At 74.3% G+C, this 22,457-nt stretch carries 15 protein-coding genes; 6 read left to right on the top strand and 9 right to left on the bottom strand.

Features of this window, described 5'->3' with window-relative positions:
- Positions 1 to 198: 198 nt before the first annotated feature.
- Positions 199 to 1,623: a hypothetical protein gene (locus ABD223_RS28630; protein ID WP_344039687.1), complete on the top strand. Its 1,425-nt coding sequence runs from the start codon at positions 199 to 201 to the stop codon at positions 1,621 to 1,623.
- 100 nt (positions 1,624 to 1,723) lie between these two features.
- Positions 1,724 to 2,224, top strand: coding sequence for a helix-turn-helix domain-containing protein (locus ABD223_RS28625; protein WP_344039686.1), 501 nt, complete (start codon positions 1,724 to 1,726; stop codon positions 2,222 to 2,224).
- 170 nt (positions 2,225 to 2,394) lie between these two features.
- On the opposite strand, the gene ABD223_RS28620 is transcribed toward ABD223_RS28625, so the two are convergent.
- The gene (locus ABD223_RS28620; protein WP_344039685.1) at positions 2,395 to 3,072 is read right to left on the bottom strand and encodes a hypothetical protein; all 678 of its coding nucleotides are present in this window, start codon (positions 3,070 to 3,072) and stop codon (positions 2,395 to 2,397) included.
- A 225-nt stretch (positions 3,073 to 3,297) separates the two neighbouring features.
- On the opposite strand from ABD223_RS28620, the gene ABD223_RS28615 reads away from it, so the two are divergent.
- Both ABD223_RS28615 and ABD223_RS28610 read left to right on the top strand, forming a co-directional pair.
- The gene (locus ABD223_RS28615; protein ID WP_344039684.1) at positions 3,298 to 3,492 is read left to right on the top strand and encodes a hypothetical protein; all 195 of its coding nucleotides are present in this window, start codon (positions 3,298 to 3,300) and stop codon (positions 3,490 to 3,492) included.
- Positions 3,493 to 3,640: 148 nt separating this feature from the next.
- The gene (locus ABD223_RS28610) at positions 3,641 to 4,642 is read left to right on the top strand and encodes an endo-1,4-beta-xylanase (protein ID WP_344039683.1); all 1,002 of its coding nucleotides are present in this window, start codon (positions 3,641 to 3,643) and stop codon (positions 4,640 to 4,642) included.
- 27 nt (positions 4,643 to 4,669) lie between these two features.
- Here ABD223_RS28610 and ABD223_RS28605 read toward each other — a convergent pair whose 3' ends face one another.
- Positions 4,670 to 4,918 carry an ATP-binding cassette domain-containing protein gene (locus ABD223_RS28605; protein WP_344039682.1) on the bottom strand — a complete coding sequence of 83 codons (249 nt, stop codon included), beginning with the start codon at positions 4,916 to 4,918 and terminating at the stop codon, positions 4,670 to 4,672.
- Positions 4,915 to 5,151, bottom strand: coding sequence for a hypothetical protein (locus ABD223_RS28600; RefSeq protein WP_344039681.1), 237 nt, complete (start codon positions 5,149 to 5,151; stop codon positions 4,915 to 4,917). Before ABD223_RS28600 ends, ABD223_RS28605 begins: the two co-directional genes overlap by 4 nt.
- 167 nt (positions 5,152 to 5,318) lie before the next feature.
- On the opposite strand from ABD223_RS28600, the gene ABD223_RS28595 reads away from it, so the two are divergent.
- Both ABD223_RS28595 and ABD223_RS28590 read left to right on the top strand, forming a co-directional pair.
- Complete coding sequence (locus ABD223_RS28595) at positions 5,319 to 8,039, top strand: nSTAND1 domain-containing NTPase (RefSeq protein ID WP_344039680.1); 2,721 nt, start codon at positions 5,319 to 5,321, stop codon at positions 8,037 to 8,039.
- A gap of 517 nt (positions 8,040 to 8,556) precedes the next feature.
- Positions 8,557 to 9,246, top strand: coding sequence for an RICIN domain-containing protein (locus ABD223_RS28590; protein ID WP_344039679.1), 690 nt, complete (start codon positions 8,557 to 8,559; stop codon positions 9,244 to 9,246).
- Between the two features lie 104 nt (positions 9,247 to 9,350).
- Here ABD223_RS28590 and rraA read toward each other — a convergent pair whose 3' ends face one another.
- The 6 genes from rraA to ABD223_RS28560 all read right to left on the bottom strand — a co-directional run bounded on the left by rraA (position 9,351) and on the right by ABD223_RS28560 (position 22,359).
- Complete coding sequence (gene rraA / locus ABD223_RS28585) at positions 9,351 to 9,842, bottom strand: ribonuclease E activity regulator RraA (RefSeq protein ID WP_344039678.1); 492 nt, start codon at positions 9,840 to 9,842, stop codon at positions 9,351 to 9,353.
- A gap of 154 nt (positions 9,843 to 9,996) precedes the next feature.
- Positions 9,997 to 11,892 (bottom strand): non-ribosomal peptide synthetase, encoded by a 1,896-nt coding sequence (locus ABD223_RS28580; RefSeq protein WP_344039677.1) that lies wholly within the window; start codon positions 11,890 to 11,892, stop codon positions 9,997 to 9,999.
- Entirely contained in the window at positions 11,889 to 13,649 is a 1,761-nt protein-coding gene (locus tag ABD223_RS28575) for a condensation domain-containing protein (protein ID WP_344039676.1), read from the bottom strand. Before ABD223_RS28575 ends, ABD223_RS28580 begins: the two co-directional genes overlap by 4 nt.
- The gene (locus ABD223_RS28570) at positions 13,636 to 18,498 is read right to left on the bottom strand and encodes a type I polyketide synthase (RefSeq protein WP_344039675.1); all 4,863 of its coding nucleotides are present in this window, start codon (positions 18,496 to 18,498) and stop codon (positions 13,636 to 13,638) included. The genes ABD223_RS28575 and ABD223_RS28570 overlap by 14 nt, the downstream gene beginning before the upstream one ends.
- Positions 18,485 to 21,982, bottom strand: a complete 3,498-nt coding sequence (locus ABD223_RS28565) for a non-ribosomal peptide synthetase (protein WP_344039674.1) — start codon at positions 21,980 to 21,982, stop codon at positions 18,485 to 18,487. Before ABD223_RS28565 ends, ABD223_RS28570 begins: the two co-directional genes overlap by 14 nt.
- Complete coding sequence (locus ABD223_RS28560; RefSeq protein WP_344039673.1) at positions 21,979 to 22,359, bottom strand: phosphopantetheine-binding protein; 381 nt, start codon at positions 22,357 to 22,359, stop codon at positions 21,979 to 21,981. Before ABD223_RS28560 ends, ABD223_RS28565 begins: the two co-directional genes overlap by 4 nt.
- Positions 22,360 to 22,457 lie beyond the last annotated feature (98 nt).

Raw genomic sequence — 22,457 nt, 5'->3', positions numbered from 1 at the left:
GTGCCAACGGATAGTGGTCAACGCCGGGAAGCCGGCCACTCAGGTCGCTCAGGTCCTGTTGGAGATTCCGGGCGATGCACCCGGACCCGTTCCGGCTTCCGGCGAAGGGGACGCGGGTCCGCGAACGGTGCAGTGCACCGGTGAAGTGAGGGGAATGAAGTGAATCCAGGAAAATTGCGACCAGGAAAGACCGGGACGATGGCGAGTTTGGTGTGCCTTCTGCTGACACTTTCTTTCGCGCTTGCCCCCTCCGCGGCGCACGGGCAATCCGCGCTCGGCAACTCCGGTGAAGCGGACATCTCGCCCGAGATCTCCGCGGAGACCGTCGGCGTGCTGGCGGCTCCCATCAGTCGCGGCGAAGTGCTTTCCCGCGCAGCCAGCTGGACGGGTGTGCCCTACAGCCAGTCGGACTACCACCCGACCCCGTACGGCGAGTTCCGGCAGGACTGTTCCGGTTTTGTGTCGATGACGTGGGGGCTTCCTGGCAGACCGGCCGATCCCAACGGCGGAACCAACACCGTCGGCCTCGCAGGCATGAGCAGCTTGATCGCCAAGGACGAACTGCGACCAGGCGACGCCCTGATCGACACCGAGGGCGACTCGAACACCCGGCACGTCGCGCTCTTCGAAAGCTGGGCAAATCCGGAACGGACGCGGTACTGGGCCTACGAGCAGGCCGGCCCGACCGGGAACCTCGGCGCCGAGCACCGGATCATCGAATACCCGTATGACGGAGGGTCCACTCAGTTCAAGCCCTACCGGTACAACAACATCGTCGAAGACGGCGGGGGCCTGCACCACCGGGTGCGGTCGGCCGGCGGCGCCTGGACCCCCTTCGGCAGCCTGGGCATGCCCTCGGCGACCCAGGTGGCGAGCGCGGCCGCTCCCTCCAAGGAGGTGCACACCCTGGCGGTCAGCGGCGGTCAGGTCCACCATCGCGTCCGCAACGCGCTCGGAGTCTGGGGTCCTTGGGGGCTGGTGGGGAATCCTGGTTCCGCTTCGGCGGTGACGGCGGCGACGGATGATGGCGGGAACCTGCAGGTGGCGGCGATTCTGAATGGGCAGCCACATCATCGTATCCGTTATGCCGGAACCGGCGCTTGGAGTGCGTGGGGCGGAGTTGGTGCCGCTGGGTCTTTCACCGCGGTCGCCGGAGCGATCGACACGGCAGGCAAGGTGTTCCACCTGACGGCTGTGTTCAACGGTCAGGTCCACCACCGCGTCCGCAACGCGCTCGGAGTCTGGGGTCCTTGGGGGCTGGTGGGGAATCCTGGTTCCGCTTCGGCGGTGACGGCGGCGACGGATGATGGCGGGAACCTGCAGGTGGCGGCGATTCTGAATGGGCAGCCACATCATCGTATCCGTTATGCCGGAACCGGCGCTTGGAGTGCGTGGGGCGGAGTTGGTGCCGCTGGGTCTTTCACCGCGGTCGCCGGAGCGATCGACACGGCAGGCAAGGTGTTCCACCTGACGGCTGTGTTCAACGGTCAGATCCACCACCGCATCCGCAACGCGGACTCCACCTGGACTCCCTGGGCGCGCGCGGGCAATCCCGGCACAGCGCTCGCCATCGGCGCCACCGTCGATCCCGATCGCGCCCTTCACCTGGTCGCCACCTACTGACACCCGGCGCTGACCGAGGTGGCCTGGTTGGGAGCATCTTGACCAGGCCACCGTTCGTGCCGAGCCCGCCCTTGGGAGGACATCAGGACCGAAGGACCCGGTGCGACTGCGGCGGGCGATCGTGGTGCTGATGTCCGGCCAGGGCCAGGCGGTCCGCGACATCACCTCGTTGATGCAGGTGAGCGAGGGCTACGTCCGTGACGTGATCCACGCGTTCAACGAGCGGGGGTTCGCGGCGCTGGACCCGAAATGGAGCGGCGGGCGGAGTCGGACGATCGGTGAGGTGATCCGTGAACGGATCTGCCTGATCGCCCGCACTGCGCCCGCCGACTGGGGCATCACCGCGTTTTCCACCTGGTCGTTGGCCAAGCTGCGCGACCATCTGCTCGACCGCGGCACCGTCGCCGCGATCAGCAGGGAGACGCTGCGGCGCATCCTGCACGACGCCGGCGTCTCCTGGCAGAGCACGGTTGTGGGCAGGATGACCGAGGCTGCGATCTGGGTTCCCTCCAGTTCGGAATCCGGCCGGGGTCGATGCCGAGGGCGTCGAGGAACCCGCGCACCGCCACCGCGGGGTCCACCGAGTCCCTCGCGGGACTGAAGCCGCGCAGGTCCACGAACAGCTGCCCGTCGGGGAACCGGTCGAGGTTGCGGTGGGCCCAGGCCGGAGCGAGCCAGGTCTTGCCGATCCCGCCGGCTCCGCCCAGCGCGCAGATGACCACCGCCGCTCTGCACCCGGGCCCCTCGGCGGTGGACAGAGCTCGGTCCGGATCAGCCAGGTGCCCCTCGCGGCCGACGAAAAAAGCCGGTGACGCGGGCAGTTGCCGAGGTACGGCGGCACCGCTGTCGTCGAGCACGGCCCGGAGTCGGTCGAGCACAGCCGGGTCGGCTGGATAGGGGAGGTCGGGCAGGGGAGAGCCAGGCGGTGTCCCGGACCTCCTTCACCGCCACCGCAACCGGCCGGAACGTGGCAGGGTCGAGCACCTCCGAGTGGCGGACCACCTCGTCGAACAGCCAGCGCGACACCACCAGCGCGACCAACCCGCACGAGTCCGCGAGTGCCGTCTTCACCGACGGGGCGTCGAGCAGCCGGAAAGCCGTGGTCACCGCGGTGGAGGTGACGCCGTGGCGGTCGAAGGCCACCTCACCGGCGTGCACCACCACCCGCAACCGGACACGGCGCATGACGGCACTGGTGTCGTTGTGCCCCTGCAATGCCGCCACCAGCGCACAGGGAAACACCTCCACCAACGGCGCCTTGGCGAACTCCGGGGGCACCAGTATGAACACGCCGTCACCACGGTCCTCGTAGTAGCACGCCTCCCAGGGCACCCCCGCTGCGTTCAACGCATCGACGATCGCCCGGTACGGGGCCGCCCGGGTGCCCACCTGGTGGGGCGGAGTCCGGCGAGGATCACCGAAGCCCTCCACGTCCACCACCACGATCATGCGGTGCACGGCCTGACCGGAACTCGCCATTCCAGACCTCCAGGGCACCTGCCGGGTCTGCCGACCAAGCCCGGTCTACTGCACGACCGACCGCCGTCCTCCCCGACCCCGCCACGCATAACGCCCGTTCGGTCCCACGACTTCACCCGACCGGCAGAACCCACTCTCCCGCCTCCCTGCTCGGGGGCGACGGCGGCCCAAGGCGTGAACTGGGTGGTGGTGATGATGGCAACGTCGCGGCAGCTCGCGCGGTTGGTCGGCGGGTTTCTCGGGGTCGCCGCGCACCACGTGGTCGCGCCGGCCATGATGCGGGCGGCCCGGGCCGACGTCCTCGACGTGGTGGTCGATGTGTACCGCGCGCCGGTGCTCGTCCTGGCGGCGGCGCGGACGACGATCGAGGAGGTCCTGCACGACGAGTGACCGGTCGGGTTCCGCCGGACGGTGGTCGGGCCGGTGTTGATCGAATTGGGTCGTTCGGGCAACGAATTCCCACTGTCGAAACAACCCTGCCACACTGTCGAAAGTTTCTGTTCCGCCGCCTGGTCGACGATGATCGAGGGAGGAACGCGTGAGGAAGTCGCTCGGGGCCGTCGTGCCCCTGTTGGCCGGTTTGCTGGTGGCGTCGCCGGCATCGGCCGCCGCGAGCTCGTTGAAGGACGCCGCGGCGGCCGGTGGCCGGGTGTTCGGCGCGGTGGCCCAGGCCGCCCGGCTCGGCGATGCCGACTACACCAAGACGTTGGACCACGAGTTCGGCCAGCTCACGCCCGAGAACGAGATGAAGTGGAACGTCATCGAGCGGGTGCGGGGGAAGTTCGACTTCGCCGCCGCCGACCGACTGCTCGACCACGCCGAGAGCCGGGGCATGGAGGTGCGCGGCAGCGTGCTGGTGTGGCACAGCCAGCTGCCGTCGTGGGTCATCAACATCGACTCGGGCGCCGGGCTGCTGACCGCCGTGCGCGAGCACGTCGACGGCGTCGCGGGCCACTTCAAGGGCCGGATCGACTACTGGAACGTGGTCAACGAGGCCTTCACCGACAGCGGCGCACGGCGCAACTCGGTGTTCCAGGAGCGCATCGGCGACAGCTGGGTGGAGGAGGCGTTCCTCGCGGCCGAGGCCGCGGACCCGGGGGCGCGGCTCTGCTACAACGACTACTACACCGACGGGTACGGGCCGAAGTCCGACGCGGTGTACGAACTCGTGCGGGACTTCGTCGCGCGCGGCGTGCCGATCGACTGCGTCGGTTTCCAGGCGCACTTCAACAGCGACCACCGGGTGCCCGCCGACATGGGCAAGAACCTCCAGCGCTTCGCCGAACTCGGTGTCGACGTGCACCTCACCGAGCTGGACGTGACCGGTTCCGGTGAGGTGCAGGCGGCGGCGTACGCCCAGGCCGTCAACGCGTGCCTGTCGGTGCCGCGCTGCACCGTGATGACCGTGAGCGGCGTGTCGGACAAGTTCTCCTGGAACGTCGCCCGGACGCCGTTGCCGATCGACAGCGACTACGGCCGCAAGCCGGCGTACTACTCGGTGCTCGACGCGCTGAACGCGGCGGTCCCGGCGCCGAAGTAGGCGGGGAGGCCGGCCCGGAGTCCGGGTTCAACCGTCCACAGAGGACAGCACGACGCCGGGCCCGTCCCGCAGCACCCCGGGGAACCGCACGTGCGGCCGACCGTCCCCGCCGGTGGTGACCTCGGCCCGCACGCCGTGCACGTCGGCGATCAGCTCCTCGGTCAGCACCTCGCCCGCCGGTCCGGCGGCGACCACCCGGCCGGCGCGCAGCACCACCACCCGGTCGCAGGACATCGCGGCCGGGTTCAGGTCGTGCAGGGCGACGACGCCGGTCACCGGCAGGGCTGCGACGAGGGCTCCCGGTGAACGTCGTCCATGGTCAGCGCGGTGGAGCGGACCCCGTCGCCGTCACCGCTGTTGTCCTTGGCCCCGCAGTCGGTGGGCGACAGGTAGGTGGCCACGCCCGGCTGCTCGAACCGGTCGCGGGTCGCCACGCCGCTGACCAGGCCCAGGACCGGCATGATCTCCGCGCTGCCCTGGTTCAGCACCACCGCGGTTGCCGGTTTCACACCGGATTCCCCCGTCCGGACCCGCCCGGACGCGGGCTCGGCCGGCAGGGGAGAGCTGACACGGCGCCTGACCGGTCCCGGCACGCCGAGGCGCCGCGACGACACCCTATGGCGGTGTCACAGGCCCGTCGGCCCGGCAAAATCGGTTCCTCGGAAGGGGGGTGGCCGTGCCACGCCACGAGCGCCCGCTGCTCTCGGAGGACACTCCGGTCCTGAAGTTCGCCGGCGACCTGCGGCGGCTGCGGCAGCGGGCCGGGCTGCCGCCGTACCGCGAGCTCGGCCGACTGGCCAACTACTCGGCCGCCGCGCTGTCCGAGGCGGTGGCCGGGCGGAGGCTGCCGAGCCTGGCGGTGACGCGGGCGTTCGTCCGCGCGTGCGGCGGCGACGTGGAGGAGTGGACCGCCCGGTGGCGCTCGCTGGTCGCCGCGCCGGAGCAGCGGCCGGAGGACTGCCCGTACGTCGGCCTGGCCGCCTACCGGGTGGAGGACGCCGACCGCTTCTTCGGCCGCGAGGCCCTGGTCGACTCGCTGCTGGCGCTGGTGGACGAGCGGTGCTTCGTCGGCGTGTTCGGCCCGTCCGGGTCGGGCAAGTCGTCCCTGCTGCGCGCCGGGCTCGTCGCGCGGTCCGGGCGCACCGGCCTCGTGGTCACGCCGGGCGCGGATCCGCTGACCGCGATCGCGGCCGCGATCGCCGGACCCGTCGGCCGGTCCGCGGTCGAGGTCCGGGCCGAGCTGGCGGCCGACCCGGGTCACCTGCGCGTGCTGCTGCGGCAGGTGGCGGACGACCCGCTGGTCGTGGTCGACCAGTTCGAGGAGGCGTTCACCCTCTGCGGCGAGGCCGACCGGGCGTGGCTGGTGCGGGCGCTGACCGGGGCCGCCTCGGGCGCCACCCGGGTCGTCCTCGGCGTGCGGGCCGACTTCTACGGGCACTGCGGCCGCCACCCGGAGCTGGTGGCCGCCCTGCACCGGGCCCAGCTGCTGGTCGGGCCCATGTCGGTGGACGAGCTGCGCCGCGCCGCCACCGAGCCCGCCGCGCGCCGCGGGGTGTCGCTGGAGACCTCCCTGCTGACCCGCCTGCTCGCGGACGTCGCGGGCCGGCCGGGCGCGCTGCCGCTGGTGTCGCACGTGCTGGTCGAGACGTGGCGGCGGCGACGCGGGACGGTGCTGTCGCTGGCCGCCTACGAGGACGCGGGCGGGGTCGGGCACGCGTTGGCCCGCACCGCCGAGGAGGTCTACGGCGCGCTGACCGAGGAGGACCGGCACGCGGTGCGCCGGGTGCTCCTGCGGCTGACCGCGCCGGGCGACGGCACCGAGGACACCAAGCGGCGCGCGCACCGGCACGAGCTGGACGTCGGCGACGAGCTGCTGGGCAGGCTCTCCGCCGCGCGCCTGATCGCCCTGGACCGGGACGCCGTCGAACTCGCCCACGAGGCGTTGTTGCGCGCCTGGCCCCGGCTCGCGGCGTGGCTCGACGAGGACCGCGACGCCCTGCGGGCGCACCGGCGGCTCACCGAGGCCGCCGCGGCGTGGCGGGCGCACCACCGCGACCCCGACGCGCTCTACCGGGGCGCGCACCTGGAGCAGGCGGACCGCCTGCGGGACCGGCTCAACCCCGGCGAGCGGGAGTTCCTGGACGCGAGCCTGGCCTCGCAGCGCGAGCTGCTGGCCGACCGGCGTCGCGGCGTGCGCAGGCTGCGGCGGCTCGTGGCGGGCCTCGTCGTGCTCGCCGTGCTGCTGGCCGGGACCGCGGTCTACGCCGGGTCCGCCCAGCGCACCGCCGCCCGTGAGCGCAACGAGGCGCTGTCGCTGCGGGCCGCGGACGCCGCCGTCGCCCTGGCGCACTCGCGACCGGGCCACGCGGTGGCCCTCGCGCGGGCCGCCTACCTGGTCGCGCCGACCACCGAGGCGCGCGACGCCCTCCTGCTCGCGGCCGCCGCGGGCGGCGCCGAGACCCTGGGCGGCGGCTTCGCGTTCCCGCCCGACCGGATCGCGCTCACCCTGGACCGGCAGGGCGACCGGCTGTGGGCGCGGGACGGCGACCGGTGGCGCCGGGCGGCCGCCCTGCCGCCCGAGTCCTTCCCCTACCTCGTGAGCGCCGACCAGCGCACCCTGCTCACCAGGGCGACGACGGGCGACTCCTTCCGGCTCTGGGACGTCGGCGACCCCGACTCGCCGAGGGAGGTCGCCACCGTGAGCGGTTGGCCGCTGTTCCACGGCATGGACGCGGCGGGCGCCCTGCTGACCGCGGTGGAGGACGAGGCCGCCGTGACCTGGCGGCCGGGCGACGCGCACCGCACCCGCCTGCCCGCCACCGCCGTCGAGCACGCCGTGCCCCTGCCCGACGGCACGGGCGTCGTCCTCTCCCGCCGCGAGGGCGGCAGCCACCACGTGGAGCTGTGGTCGGCGAACGGGACGCCGCACCGCGTCGCGACCCTGCTCAGCCGCACCAACCGCCTGTACCCGCACCCGGGGCCCCGCGGCCTGGTCGCGGTCGTCGACCTCGACACCTCCGACCTGACCGTCCTGGACGCCGCCGACCCCGGCTCGCCCCGCACCCTCCTGGAGGCGGACGGCGTCCCCGAACGCCCGGAGGTCGGGTTCTCGCCGGACGGGCGGGCGCTGGCCGCCGTCCACCGCGGCGCCGTCGCCCTGTGGGACCTGGCGTCCGGCCGGTCCCTGCTGTCGCTGCGCACCCCCGGTCTGGAGTTCTCCGGACCGCGCTACGACCCGGAGAGCCGCCGGCTGCGGCTGGTGGAGGTGCGCAGCGGCGAGCTGTGGCAGTTCGACACCGACTTCGAGCGGGTGCTGCGCGAGACGTGCGCCGAACCCGCCGGCGCCGACTGGGAGACCTACTTCCCCGGTGTGCCGCACCGGTCGGTGTGCCCATGAGCGGAGATGTCGACCCGAACGCGTGTTCGATTTCGAGGAAGTGCCCACGTGCGGGCAACCTCCGGGGGCGGAACGCCGTCCTCAGGGTGTCCGGACCAGTCCGAACGGTATCCCCGTGTCCCGCCGGCGGGATGCCGGAGAGGGCGGTCCGGTCATTGCCCGCGCTTTGTTGAGCTGCCTGTTGGAATTCTTGGACAAAGCCGGGGCGCGGATCCGCGCCGCCGTGTCCGGAGCTCCTCGGCGCCATTTCTCCACGCCGTCCCGGAAGCGGTGCCCCGGTGTCCCGGACCTGGACTGCTCTTGCGCATCGCGTGAGGTGAACAGCTGCTGAACGATGCCTCGGCGGAGAGTTGCGCCGGATACGGCCGACCTCGTCCGAGGGGTGGGCGGCGTCTATCGTTCGAGAGGCTCGATCCGTTACCCGTGCAATTCTGCTTGACGGCGTGGGTGATTTCTGCGAAGGTTTCTTCGCCCGGTTCGGAGACCGGGCGCTCACCAGTGGGGGAAAGGGTATTCGTTGAAGAAGGTAATCACCCGTTCGGTCGTCGTGGCGGCCATCGGTTTCGCGGCGGTCACCGGTCTGCTCTCCTCGTCGGCCACGGCCGGCGCGCCGCAGCCCGCGACCGCCGCGAAGGGCAGCACCGTGGGGGAGGTCCTGGCGAAGGTCGGCAAGGCCAAGCCGGGCGCGGCTCAGCAGCGCTCGGCCGACGTCTCGGCCAACGCCGAGGAGCTCATCATCGAGATCGAGAACGTCAACAGCCGCAAGTGCTTCGACGTGGTCAACGGCTCCGTCGCCAACGGTGCGGACATCCAGCAGTACAACTGCGTGGGCGTCAGCCAGCAGCGGCTGCGCGTGCTGACCCCGGACGCCGAGTGGTCGCAGCTCCAGTTCGTGCACTCCGGCAAGTGCCTGGACGTGCGCGGCGGCAGCGTGGCCAACGGCGTCCAGCTCCAGCAGTGGGACTGCACCAGCAACCCGTCGGACCTCCCGTCGCAGCGGTTCCTGCTGGTCTCCCAGAGCGACGACTCGGTGGCGATCGCGCCGGAGCGCAGCTGGTTCGCCAACGTGCTGCGCCCGAAGTGCGTCGACGTGCGCGACGGCTCGGTGGCCAACGGCGCGAAGATCCAGCAGTGGGCGTGCGCCACGACCCGTGACGACAACTCCGACGTGGTCGGCGCCCAGCGCTTCCACGCCTGGATCATCTGACGCCGGTCGGCGCGGTCGAGTGACGTGAAGGCCCCCGGCGGACGCCGGGGGCCTTTCGCGTGCCGCGGCTCGTGCCGGGCGACCCCGTCAGGCGAGCGGTGCGATCACCCGTGGGCGGGCAGGACCACGATGCCGTCCTCGTCGCTGTGCAGCAGGCCGCCGGGGACGAAGGTGGCGCCGCCGAAGCTGACGGGGACGTCGCGCTCGCCCGCGCCGGTCGTGGTGCACTTGCGCGGGTTGGTGCCCAGCGCCTTGACGCCGACGTCGAGCCCGCGCAGGGCCGCGACGTCGCGGACGGCCCCGTTGACCACGATGCCGGCCCAGCCGTTGTCGACGGCGATGCCCCCGACGACCGCGCCGACGAGGGCGCGGTGGAGCGACCCGCCGGCGTCGACGACGAGCACCCGGCCGTGGCCCGGCTCGGCGAGCACCGACCTGAGCAGAACGTTGTCCTCGGGGCAGCGGACGGTCGTGATCGCGCCCCGGAAGGCGGTGCGACCGCCGAACTGCCGGAACTGCGTGTCGCAGCACTGGACCGACTCGCCGTGCTCGTCGTAGAGGTCGGCGGTGGCCACCAGGTCGGCGGGAACGGACATCGTGCTCCTCAGTGCGATCCGACGCGCGTCGGCACGAGAATCTACCCCGGCCGGCGGCCGGCGCGGGAGCTCCCGGACCGGGCCCGCGGACCCGCTGCGGCGGGTGGATCGCGCCGGGCCCGCGGACCTGCCGGGGCGGGTGGGTCGCGCCGGGTCACCGGCCCCGCCGGGGCACCCGCTGCCGACGCCGACCCCGCAGCACGGCCTCGCTGCGGTCGCCGCCGCCCGGCGCCCGGCCCTCGCCCGCCAGCGCGCCCGCCCAGCCCGCCACGGTCGGGTCCTCCAGCAGCAGGGCGATCCCCGGCACCGGCCGGTCGACGCCGTCCAGGTCGGCCAGCCTGGTGACGACCTGCGCGAGCAGCAGCGAACTGCCGCCCAGGTCGAAGAAGTTGTCGTGCGCGCCCACCTCGGACAACTGCAAGACCTCCCGCCACAGCCCGGCGACCGCGGCCTGGAGCCCCGGCCTCGGCGGCACCGCCGGCGCGGCCAGCCGAGGACGCCGCGCGACCGGGTCGGGCAGGGCCAGCCGGTCCACCTTGCCGCTGGGCGTCATCGGCAGCCCGGCCAGGGTCACGTACGTGGCGGGCACGCTGAAGTCCGGCAGCCGGGCGCTCAGGTGGTCGAACCACCGCGGCTCGAAGCGCCGCGCCACGACCTCGCCCGCCCCCTCGGGCGGGGCCTCGACCGGCACGACGTAGGCGACCAGCTGCTTCCACCCGTCGGGGTTCTCGCGCGCCACGACGACGCAGTCCCGCACCTCCGGGTGCTCGGCCAGCACCGCCTCCACCTCGCCAGGCTCGACCCGGTACCCCCGGATCTTGACCTGGTGGTCGGCTCGGGCCAGGTAGGTCAGCACGCCGCCCGGGTCGCGGCGCACCAGGTCGCCGGTGCGGTAGGTCCGGCCGCGGTCGGCGGGACCGGTCGGGAAGCGCTCCGCGGTGAGGTCGTCGCGACCCAGGTAGCCGTGGGCCAGGCAGTCCCCGCCCAGGTGCAGCTCGCCCTCGCCGACGTCCACCGGGTTCCCGGCCTCGTCGAGCACGTGGGCGCGCACGTGCGGCAGGGCGCGGCCGATCGGGGGCAGCGCGGGCCAGTCCGCGGGGTCGCCGGTCATCCGGTGCGCGGTGACCACGTGGGTCTCGGTGGGGCCGTAGTGGTTGTGCAGCACGCAGCCGGGCAGCGCGCCGAACCACTCCCTGACCGCCGGGGTGATCCGCAACTGCTCCCCGGCGCACACCACCTCGCGCAGGGCGCCCGGCGGCGGGACGTCCCGCCCCGCCACGGCCAGCGGGTGCAGCACGGCGGCCGGCAGGAAGAGCCGGTTCACCCGCTGCTCCACCAGGGTCCGCGCCAGTAGCCCCGGGTCGCGCCGCCGCCGCTCGTCGAGCAGCACCAGCGTGCCGCCCGAGCACAGCGTGGAGAAGATCTCCTGGAACGAGACGTCGAAGCTGATCGGCGCGAACTGGAGGGTGCGGTGGCCGACCAGGTCGCCGTCCTGGTCGCGGTGCCACCCGACGAGGTGCGCCAACGGCCGGTGCCCCATCAGCACGCCCTTCGGCCGCCCCGTCGACCCCGACGTGTAGAGCACGTACGCCGGCGCATCCGGGTCCGCGGAGTCCGGGTCCGCCGCGTCCGGTGCCGTCCCCCCGCCGCGACCGGCCGCGGCCAGGTCGTCGAGGGTCAGGCCCCGCACCGGGTCGGGGAGGTCGACGCCCGGTCGGGCGCCGGTCACCACGAGCCGGGCCCCGCTGTCCGCGAGCATGAACGACAGCCGCGCGTCCGGGTAGGCCGGGTCCAGGGCCAGGTAGGCCCCGCCGGCCCGGAGGACGGCCAGGACGCCGACCACCAGCTCCGGCGAGCGGTCCACGCAGAGCCCCACCACCGATTCCGGCCCCACCCCGAGCGAGCGCAGGCCCGCCGCCGCGGCGGCGCTGCGCCCGTCCAGCTCGCGGTAGGTCAGCCCGACCCCGTCGTGGAGCACGGCGACCGCCTCGGGGGTGCGGGCCGCCTGCTCGGCGAAGACCTCGTGCACCGCGCGCGGACCGGGTGTCATCGGCGACGCCTCCGTTGCTTCATGGCCTGGGTCCTCGCCCGCGCCCGGTCCTGCCCGGCGGTCCGGGACTCCTGCTCACCGGACAGGAACGCGGCGAACGAGCGGACGGTGGGGAAGCGGAGCAGGTCCACCATCCGGAGCTCCCGCGCCAGGTCCCGCTGGAGGCCCTCGTGGACGCGGGCGAGCAGCAGCGAGGTGCCGCCGACGTCGAAGAAGTTGGTGTGCACGTCCACCAGGCCGACGTCGAGGGCCTCGCGCCACCGGGCGGCGACCAGCTCCTCCAGCTCGGTGCGCGGCTCGCCGCCCGGCAGGTCGGCGGCCACCGCGCGCGGCGGCTCCGGGGCCGCGGGTTCGGCGGGAGCCGGCAGGTCGGCCTCCGGCAGGAGCTCGCCCAGCGGCAGGTCGGCGTCCCGCGTCGCGACCTCCAGCACCTGCCGCAGGTGCGCGGACATCCGCTCGACGGTGGTGGTGTCGAACAGGTCGGCGGCGAACACGAACAGCCCGCGGAAGTGGTCGGGGTGCTCCCAGAAGTGCAGTTCCAGGTCGAACCGCGTCCACCACCGGTCGACCCGGATCGGCGCCACCCGCAGGCCCGGCAGGGGGATGTCGGTGTTCGGGGGCGCCTGCATCGCGAACATCACCTGGAACAGCGGGTTGCGGCTCGGGTCGCGGTGCGGGTGCAGGTCCTCGACCAGCTTCTCGAACGGCGTCTCCTGGTGCGCGTACACCTCGACGCACACGTCCCGGACGCGGTCGAGGAAAGCGCCGAACGAGGGGTCGCCGGACAGGTCGGCCCGGAACACCAGCGTGTTGACGAACAGGCCGATCAGCGGTTCGACCTTCGCCTGGTGCCGGTTCGCCACGGGCGACCCGACGACGATGTCGTCCTGGCGCGAGTAGCGGTGCAGCAGCACCAGGAACGACGCCAGCAGGACCATGAACGGCGTGGCGCCGCACCGCCTGCCGAGGTCCTTGACGGCGTCGGACAGCGCGGGGCTCAGCGCCAGCTCCACCCGCCCGCCGCGGAAGGACTGGACCTCCGGTCGCGGCCGGTCGAGCGGCAGCCCCAGCACCGGCAGCTCCCCGCCGAGCCGGCCGCGCCAGTACGCGAGCTGCGACTCCAGCACCTCGCCGGACAGCCAGTCGCGCTGCCACTCGGCGAAGTCGCCGTACTGGACCTCCAGCGGCGGCAGCGGTCCGGGCGTGCCCGTCACCCTGGCGCGGTAGGCGGCCGACAGCTCCCCGCCCAGCACGCCCAGCGACCAGCCGTCGTGGATGATGTGGTGCAGCACGAACAGCAGCAGGTGGTCCGCCGGCCCCAGCCGGAACAGCGTCGCCCGCAGCAGCGGGCCGCGCTCCAGGTCGAACGGCGGCCGGACCCGCTCCACGAGCAGCCGGCGGACCTCCTCCCGCTCCTCGACGGGCAGCTCCGGGTCGGCCGCGGGCGGCACCTCGACCACGGGCAGCTCCACGTCCGCGCGGGAGGCGACCACCTGCACCAGTTCCGACTCGACGGTCCCGAACGTGGTGCGCAGGATCTCGTGCCGGTCCGCGATGTCGTTCAGCGCGCCCCGCAGCGCCGCCACGTCCAGCTCACCGGTCAGCCGCAGCCCGAGCGGGACCGTGTAGAACGGGTTGCCGGGGTCGAGCCGGTAGAAGTACCACATCCTCTCCTGGGCGTAGGAGGGCCGGAACAGCACGACGTCGTCGCCGTCGTCGACGAGCACGTCGTCACGTCCTGGTTCAGTCGGTCCCACGCGCGTCCCCCACCTCGGTCGGCGCCGCGGCGCCGGCGACCAGGAGGCCGCCGTCCGCGGTCCGCCGCGCCGCCCGGCCGCGCCGGTTCCCGCCGGTGACGGTCGGCGCGGACGTCCCGCCCGCCGCGCGCAGGAGCGCGGTGAGCCGGGCGACGGTCGGCGCGTCGAACAGCTGCCGCATGGACAGGTCGGCCCCGTGCCGGTCGCGCAACCTGGCCACCAGCTGCATGGCCAGCAGCGACTCGCCGCCCAGGTCGAAGAAGTCGTCGTGCGCGCCGACCCGGTCGAGCCCCAGCACCTCGGCCCACAGCTTCGCCACCGCGTCCTCCAACTCGTCCCGGGGCACGACGTACTCGGTGCCCAGCGCCGGCCGCTCGTTGAACGCCGACCCGCCGCCGGGGTCCCGTGGCGCGCCCCGCTCCCGCCCGTCACCGGACACGTCGGGCCGCACCACGACCGACGGCGCCCGCGCCGTGGTCAGCAGCGCGCGCAGCGCGTCCGCCTCCAGCCCGTCCGCGTCACCGCCCTCGGCCGAGCGCCACGCCACGTAGGTCCAGGCGTCGTCGCCGTCGAGGTGGTGGCGGGCCACCAGGCCCTCGGCGTAGCGGGACAGCCTCGGGTCGGTGGGCGCGGCGCCGTCGAGCAGCAGGACCCGCGCCGCGCCGCCGACCCGGGTCGCGCGGCGCAGCTCGTCCAGGTCGGCGGCCGTCGTGCCCGGCGTGAGCACGAGGACGACCCCGTCGAGGCCGACCGGCAGCCAGGAGGTCGAGGGCACGACCGACACCGCCGCGCCGGACGCCTCCAGCAGCCCGATCCGGCGCCGCTGCTCGGTGGCGAGGTCGTGGTCGGCGGTCGGGCGCCGCCCGATGACCAGCGCGTGGTCGACCGGCTCGGGAGGGCCGTCGCCGCCCGGGTGGGCGGTGACGGCCTCCAGGCCCGCCGCGCCCAGCACCTCGACCCACCGGTCCGGGCCGATCAGCGGCGAGTCCACGCGCACGTCGTCGTCGAAGTACCACCAGCCCTCGGCCAGGCCGGCGCGCAGCGTCGACCACCGGCGCGGGCGCGTCGCCTCCAGCACGAGGGCCACCCCGCCCGGGGCCAGCAGGGTCCGGGCGTTGCCCGCGGACACCCGCACGTCCGGCGTCGCGTGCAGCACGTTGAACGCCAGCACGACGTCGAAGCCGCCCGGCGGGTAGTCGTCGCCGGTGGGCTCGCGCGAGATGTCCAGCACGCCGAACCGCATGAAGTCGATGCCCGCCTCGCGGGCCCGGCGCTGCCCGGCGAGCACGAACGACCGGCCCAGGTCGGTGAAGTGGTACTCGACGTTGCCCAGGCCGCGCACCGCCTCGGCCACCAGCCAGCTCAGGTGCCCGCTGCCGGCGCCCACCTCCAGCACCCGCAGCGTCCGCCCGGCCGCCTGCCGGGCCAGCTTCGCGACCAGCTCGGCGATCAGCGGCCCGTAGACCGACACGTCGCTGGTCTTGATCCGGTCGTCGAGCAGGGTGGTGAACGCGTCGACGTCGCCGCCGGGGATGAACGCCTCGTTGCCGTCGATCTCGCCGCGCAGCGCGGGGCCGAACCGGGAGACGGTGTGCGCCAGCAGCTCCAGGTCGCGCCGGTAGTCCGGGTGCCGGGCGGCCAGCTCGGCGCTCAGCTCCGCCGCCTCGCCGGGGCGCGACCCCTCGCGCAGGACCGCGACGGCGTCGCCGTCGAGCTCCACCAGGCCGTCCTCGGCCAGCATCCGCAGGAACGCGTCGAGGAACCGCTCGTACTTGGGCAGCAGCCCCAGCGCCGCCGCGATCTCCTGCCTGCGGTGCGCCGACCCCGGCTCCAGCCGGATGCCGTGCTCGCGGAGGTAGTCGCACACGTGGTGGACGCTCAGGCGGTCCAGCTCCGCGGCGAGCCCGGCGGGCATCCGGTCGACCGGGTTCCGCTCGCGCAGGCGCCGCTCGGCGGCGCGCACCGCGTCCGGCGCCACGACGGCGGGCGCGATGGGTGAGCGGGCGCGCGGCGGGTCGGTCACCACGAGCCGCCGCGCGCCGAGCGCGGCGAGGTGCCGGGCGAACCGGAAGCCCGGGTCGGCCAGCCCGTCCACCACCAGGTAGGCGTCGCCGAGCCCGGTCGGCTCCCCGGTGGGTTCCGCCCCGGCGGTCGACCACGGCGCGGCGGAGAGCCGGGTGGTCGGCTCGACCGCGCCGGACCGGCCGGCCGGCGGCTCCAGCCAGTACCGGCGGCGCTGGAAGGCGTAGCCGGGCAGGGGCACCCGGCGGCGCGAGCGGCCGGCGTGGTGCGCGCGCCAGTCCACCGGGACGCCGTGCCGCCAGAGCTGCCCGACCGCGTCGAGCAGCACCGCGACGTCGGACCGCCCGGCGCTGGGGTGGCGCATGGTGGCCACCACCGGCCCCGACAGCTCGGGCAGGCCCGCGGCGAGCCGGGACAGGCTCCGGCCGGGCCCGACCTCCAGCAGGACCGGTCGCCGGTCGCGGCACAGGGTGCGCAGCCCGTCGGCGAAGCGGACCGCGGAGCGGGTGTGCCGCACCCAGTACGCGGGGTCCGCCGCCTCACCGGGCGCGATCCAGTCGCCGCTGACGTTGGACGCGAACGGGATGGTCGGCTCGCTCAGCCCGATCGCGGCGAGCCGGTCGGCGTACTCGCCGAGGACCGGTTCCAGCAACGCCGAGTGGACCGCCGCCGGGATGCGCATCCGGTGGTGCTCCACGCCGTCCGCGGCGAGCCGGCGCTCCAGCGCGGCGACGTCCTCCACCGCGCCGGACACCGTGCACGAGACCGGGCCGTTCACCGCGGCGACGGACAGCGTGCCGGTCAGCAGGCCCGCGACCTCCTCCGCGCCCAGCGCGACGCCGAGCGTCGCGCCACCGGCCCGGACGAACAGCCGCTCCCGCGCCACCACCAGCGGCAGCACGTCCTCCAGCGACAGCACGCCGGCCACGCAGGCGGCGGCGTACTCGCCGAGGCTGTGCCCGATCATCGCCGCCGGCCGCACCCCGCGCGAGATCAGCCACGTGGCCATGGCGTACTCGGTGGCCAGCAGCGCCGGGAAGGTGGCGTGCGCGGCGGAGAGCCGGTCACCGCCCGGGGCGCCCACCGGGTACAGCAGTTCGCGCAGGTCCCGGCCGAGGACGGGGCGCAGGACCTCCGCGCAGCGGTCGATCGCGTCGCGGAACACCGGCTCGGCCCCGTACAGCTCGCGGCCCATGCCGTCGTACTGCGCGCCGCCGCCGGGGAACATGAACACCACGGGCGGCGCGGACTCGTCGGCGACGTGGACCGCGCCGACGGGGTCGTCGGCGAGCGCGCGGGCGGCCTCCGCGGTGTCCCGGCAGACCAGCGAGCGCCGGTGCCGGTGGGCCTTCCGGCCGACCTGGAGCGTGTGCGCGACGTCGGCGAGGTCGAGTTCCGGGTGGGCCGCCAGGTGGGCGCCCAGCTCGGCGGAGGCGGCGCGCAGGGCCTCGGGCGTCTTGGCCGACAGCACCAGCGCGGACCACGGTTCGGCGGCGCCCGGACCCGGGGCGGGCGGCGGCTGCTCCAGCACGGCGTGCGCGTTGGTGCCGCCGATGCCGAACGAGCTGACCCCGGCCCGCAGCGGCCCGTCGCCCTCCCAGGCGGCGCGCCGGTCGTTGACGTAGAACGGCCCCCGGTCCAGCTCCAGCAGCGGGTTGGGCGCCCGGAAGTTCGGGCTCGGCGGCAGCACGCGGTGCTCCAGCGCCAACGCGGCCTTGATCAGCCCGGCGACGCCCGCCGCCGCGTCGGTGTGCCCGATGTTGGCCTTCGCCGCGCCCAGGGCGCACCGGTGGCGTTCCGAGGTGCCGGCGAACGCCCGCTTCAGCGCGCTCACCTCGATCGGGTCGCCGACCGCGGTGCCCGTGCCGTGCGCCTCCACGTAGGTGATCGACTCCGGGTCCACGCCGGCCAGCGCGTGCGCGGTCGCGATCACCTCCGCCTGGCCCACGACGCTCGGCGCGGCGTACCCGACCTTGCGCCGGCCGTCGTTGTTGATCGCGGTGGCCCTGATGACGGCGTGCACGTGGTCGCCGTCGGCGAGGGCGTCGGACAGCCGCCGCAGCACCACGACACCGACCCCGTCGCCCGGCACCATCCCGTCGGCCTCGGCGTCGAACGCGCGGCAGCGCCCGCTCGGCGACAGGTGGCCGTCGCGCACGTACCGGTAGCCGCGCCGGGGCGCGGGGTTGAGCGAGGCGCCACCCGCCAGGGCCATGTCGCAGCGGTACCCCAGCAGGTCCTGGCACGCCAGGTGGACCGCCGTCAGCGAGGTCGAGCAGCTCGTCTGCACCGCGACGCTGGGACCGGTGAGGTCCAGCTCGTAGGAGGTGCGGGTGGCCAGCGAGCTGTGCGCGTTGCCGAACAGGGCGGGCAGCAGCCCGATCGCGTCACCGGACGACAGGTTCGGCAGCACGTTGAACAGCAGGTACTTGTTCAGCCCCGTGCCCGCGTACACCCCGATGGCGCCGTCGAACGCGCCGGGGTCGTGACCGGCGCGTTCGAGCGCGTGGTGCGCGCACTCCAGGAACAGGCGCTGCTGCGGGTCGAGCAGTTGCGCCTCGGCGGGCTGGTAGCCGAAGAAGGCGGCGTCGAAGGAGTCGATCCCGTCGACCGCGGCCTCGGCCTTGACCAGGTAGGGGTCGTCGAGCCCGCCGGGGTCGCCGCCCGCGGCGAGGTACTCCTCGTCGGTGAAGGTCGAGACCGACTCGACCCCGGTGGAGACGTTGCGCCAGAACGCGTCCACGTCGGGCGCGCCGGGGAACCGCCCCTGCATCCCCACGATCGCGATGCTCAGGGACATCGCCAGTTCGTCGTCAGCGTCGGTCATCGCCGGCCCTCCGCGTCGCCTGAGCCACTCGTCCCGCGGTCATCGCCAACCGTTGGCGCGCCGCCCGTTCCCTCGCCTTGTCCAGCCCGTCGTCGGCCCGCGCCGACCCGTTCCCGCCACCGGCCCGCGCCGACCCGTCCTCGTCGCCGGCGGCCCGCGTCGCGTCGAGGTGCGCGGCGAGCGCCCGCACCGTCGGGTGGGTGTAGAGCTCCACCACGGGCAGGTCCCGGCCCAGTTCGGCGCGCAACCGGGTCTGCACGCGCACCAGCAGCAGGGAGTGCCCGCCGAGGTCGAAGAAGTTGTCGTCCAACCCCACCGCCGGCGCGCCCAGCACCTCCGACCACACGGCCGCGACCAGGCGCTCGGTCGCCGCGCGCGGCTCCAGGTGCGGCACGGCCGGTTCGCCCGCGGCGGCCCTCGGGGCCAGCGCCCGCAGCGCGGCCCGGTCGACCTTCCCGGAGTCCAGCGCCGGGAAGGCGGGCAGCGCGGTGAACGCGGTGGGCACCATGTAGTCGGGCACCTGCCGGGCCAGCCAGCCGCGCAGGTCGGCGGCAGGCAGGGCGCGGCCCTCCTCGTGGACGTAGTACGCGGCCAGCGCCGCCGCGCCCGGGGTGTCCTCGCGCAGCAGCACGACCGCCTGGCGGACGTCCGGGTGCCGCCGGAGGACGGCCTCGATCTCCTCCAGCTCCACCCGGGAACCGCGGATCTTGACCTGGTTGTCGGTCCGGCCCAGGAAGACGATGCTGCCGTCCGGCCGGTACCGGCCGAGGTCGCCGGTGCGGTAGAGCCGGTCGCCCGAGCCGAACGGGTTGGCCACGAACCTGCTCGCGGTCAGACCGGGCTGGTTGAGGTAGCCGCGCCCCAGGGGTTCGCCACCGACGTAGATCTCCCCGGTGACGCCGACGGGCACCGGCGCCAGCCGGTCGTCGAGCAGGTGGATCGCGGTGTTCGGGTTCGGCCGGCCGATGGAGATGCCGCGCGGGTCGTCGTCCTCGGCGTAGACCTGGCAGGTCACGCCGATCGTCGTCTCGGCGGGGCCGTAGCCGTGGTACATGGTCACGCCGATCCGCTCGCGGAAGCGGCGGTGCAGCTCCGGGCTCACCGTCTCCCCGCCGCACCAGACGTGCCGCAGCGAGCGGGTCGCCTCGGCGACGTCCGGCCGCTCCAGCACCAGGTCGAGCATCGACGCCACCAGGTACACGAAGGTGACCCGCTGCTCGGCGACCACCTCCAGCAGGTGGCCGACGTCGGCGTGCCCGCCGGGTTCGGCGACCACCAGCCGGGCGCCCGCGTACAGCGGGAGGAACACCTCGTTCATCGAGATGTCGAAGCTCAGCGGCGCCTTGAACAGCACGGCGTCGTCCCGGCCGAGCCCGAGCAGGCCGCGCTGCCACGGCAGCCGGTTGGCCAGGCCGCGGTGCCGGATCATGGCGCCCTTGGGCGTGCCCGTCGAGCCCGAGGTGTAGATGACGTAGGCGCACGACTCGCCGCCCACGTCCGGGCAGTCCACCCCGGCCACCAGGTCGGTGTCCCCGAACCCGGCCAGCGCCTCGCCGACCAGGTCGAGGCGCACGACCGGGAGGTCCGGCGCCTCCGCCGGGTCGGCGGGCGCCGAGCGGCTCACCACCAGCGACAGGCCGGCGTCCTCGGCGATGGTCCGGACCCGCGCCGCGGGCCAGGACGTCTCCAGCGGCACGAACGTGCCGCCCGCCTTCAGCACCGCCAGCAGCGCCACCACGAGGTCCACCGACCGCTCCAGGTGGACGCCGACCAGCGACTCGGCCGTCACGCCGAGGGAGACGAGGTAGCGGGCCAGGCGGTTCGCCGAGGCGTTGAGCCCGGCGCGGGTGACCTGCTCGGTGCCGCCGCCGGGCAGGTACGCCACCACGGCCACGTCGTCGGGCGCGGCGGCCGCCCGGTCCTCCAGCAGCCGGTGCAGCGGGCGGTCCAGCGGGAAGTCGGCGTCGGTCCGGTTCCACTCCTCGACCACCCGGGTCCGCTCCGGCCCGCTCATCAGCCGCAGCCGCCCGACCGGGAGGTCCGGGTCGGCCAGCGCGCTGCCGAGCAGCTCCCGCAGGTGGCCCAGCAGGCGGTCGGCGGTCTCCGCGGTGAACAGGTCGAGCCGGTAGGTCAGGGTGCAGGTCAGGCCGGCCGGGGCGCCGTCCGGCGCCGTCTCCGGGCGCGTGCCCAGCACCAGGTCGAACCGGGTCACGCCGTTGTACAGCTCGCGCTCGCGCAGCACCAGGCCGGGCAGCTCGACGTCCCTGGGCGCCTCCACCCGCTGGGAGAACACGACGTCGAACAGCGCGGAGCGGTTGATGGCCCGCGCGGGTTTCAGCTCCTCGACCATGGTGTCGAAGGGGAGGTCCTGGTGCGCGAACGACTCGGCGCACACCTCCCGCACCCGGCGCAGCAGCCCGCGGAAGGTCGGGTCGCCGGAGAGGTCGGTCCGCAGCACCAGGGTGTTGCCGAAGTTGCCGATCAGGTCCTCCAGCTCCGGGCGGTCGCGGTTGATCACCGGCGAGCCGACCGCGATGTCGGTGCTGCCCGTGTAGCGGAACAGCAGCGCCTGGAACGCCGCCAGCACCACCATGAACGGCGTGGCGCCCTCGCCCCGGCCCAGCTCGGTGATCTCCGACCACACCTCGGCCGGCAGGGTGACCGACCGCCTCCCGCCGTCCAGCGCGGGCGTCGGCGGCCGGGCGGAGTCGGTGGGCAGGTCCAGCGCCGGCGGCGCCGGGTCGAGCCGGTCGCGCCAGAACCGGCGCTGCGCGTCGAGCCGGTCGCCGGCGAGGAAGTCGCGCTGCCAGGCCGCGAAGTCGCCGTACTGCAACGCCGGTCGCGGCGGGGCGTCCACCGGCCGGCCGGTGGCGGACGCCGCGTAGCCGGCGGCCAGCTCCGTGATCAGCGGGCGCCAGGAGACGTCGTCGAAGGCGATGTGGTGCGCGGTGAGGACGAGCAGGTGCTCGTCGTCGGCGAGCCGGACCAGCAGCACGCGCAGCGGCAGGTCCTCGGCCAGGTCGAACGGGCGGCGCCCCTCCGCGCGGGTGACCGCCTCCACCTCCTCGGCCCTGTCCCGCTCCGGGAGGCCGCTCAGGTCGAGGACTTCCAGCGGGAGTTCGGCCTCCTCGCGGACGACCTGGACCGGCAGGCCCCCGTCGGGCACCCGGTAGGTGGTCCGCAGGACCTCGTGCCGGGACACGACCTCGGCCAGGGCGCGGCGCAGCGCCCCCACGTCGAGCCGGCCGCGCAGCTCGGCCCCGCCGCACAGGTTGTACGCCGGGCTCGCCGGGTCCAGCTGCTGGAGGAACCACATCCGGCGCTGCGTGGCGGACAGCGGCGGGTCGACGCCCTCCTCGCGCGCGGGTATCCGGTCGGCGGCCTCGGCCGCCGGGCGGAGCAGGCCTTCCTCGGCCAGCCGCAGCCGCAGCAGTTCGCGCTTCTTCGCGGCCAGGGCGTCCCCGGCCGTGCGGTGCTCGGTCATCGGCGGGCACCGCCCTCGCTGTCGCGCTGCCTGGCGAGCTCGGCCTCGACCTCGTCCGGCGACAGCCGGGCCACCTCCAGGTGGAGCTGCGCGATCCGCTCCAGCCTGCCGGGCACCGTCTCGCCCGCGGTGAGCGCCGCCGCCATCGCCGCGACGGTCGACGTGGTGAACAGCGTCCGCAGCGTCACGTCGCCGCCCTCGAAGACCTGCCGCAGCCTGCCGATGATCCTGGTGGCGGTCAGCGAGTCACCTCCCAGTTCGAAGAAGTCGTCGTGCACGCCGACCTCGCCCACGCCGAGCACGTCGGCCCACGCCTCGACCAGGACCTCCTCCAGCGCCGTGCGCGGCGCGGTCCGGTCCGCGCGATCGGCGTCCACATCCCCGCTTGGTGCGGGTAGGGCGTTTTTGTTGATTTTTCCGTTGGGGGTGAGGGGTATTTGGTGGAGGGGGATGAGGTGGGTGGGGATCATGTGGG

It is taken from the genome of Saccharothrix xinjiangensis (genome assembly GCF_039527585.1).
GTDB lineage: Bacteria > Actinomycetota > Actinomycetes > Mycobacteriales > Pseudonocardiaceae > Actinosynnema > Actinosynnema xinjiangensis.
Note: the sequence above shows the minus strand (reverse complement) of the source record. Positions and strands in the feature narration are given on the sequence as shown.

Bases quoted from the DNA above. Each gene is read 5' to 3' on its own strand.
- ABD223_RS28630 (WP_344039687.1), top strand. From the start codon at position 199: ATGGCGAGTTTGGTGTGCCTTCTGCTGACACTTTCTTTCGCGCTTGCC.
- ABD223_RS28620 (WP_344039685.1), bottom strand. From the start codon at position 3,072: ATGATCGTGGTGGTGGACGTGGAGGGCTTCGGTGATCCTCGCCGGACT.
- ABD223_RS28615 (WP_344039684.1), top strand. From the start codon at position 3,298: ATGGCAACGTCGCGGCAGCTCGCGCGGTTGGTCGGCGGGTTTCTCGGG.
- rraA (WP_344039678.1), bottom strand. From the start codon at position 9,842: ATGTCCGTTCCCGCCGACCTGGTGGCCACCGCCGACCTCTACGACGAG.
- ABD223_RS28580 (WP_344039677.1), bottom strand. From the start codon at position 11,892: ATGACACCCGGTCCGCGCGCGGTGCACGAGGTCTTCGCCGAGCAGGCG.
- ABD223_RS28570 (WP_344039675.1), bottom strand. From the start codon at position 18,498: ATGACCGACGCTGACGACGAACTGGCGATGTCCCTGAGCATCGCGATC.
- ABD223_RS28565 (WP_344039674.1), bottom strand. From the start codon at position 21,982: ATGACCGAGCACCGCACGGCCGGGGACGCCCTGGCCGCGAAGAAGCGC.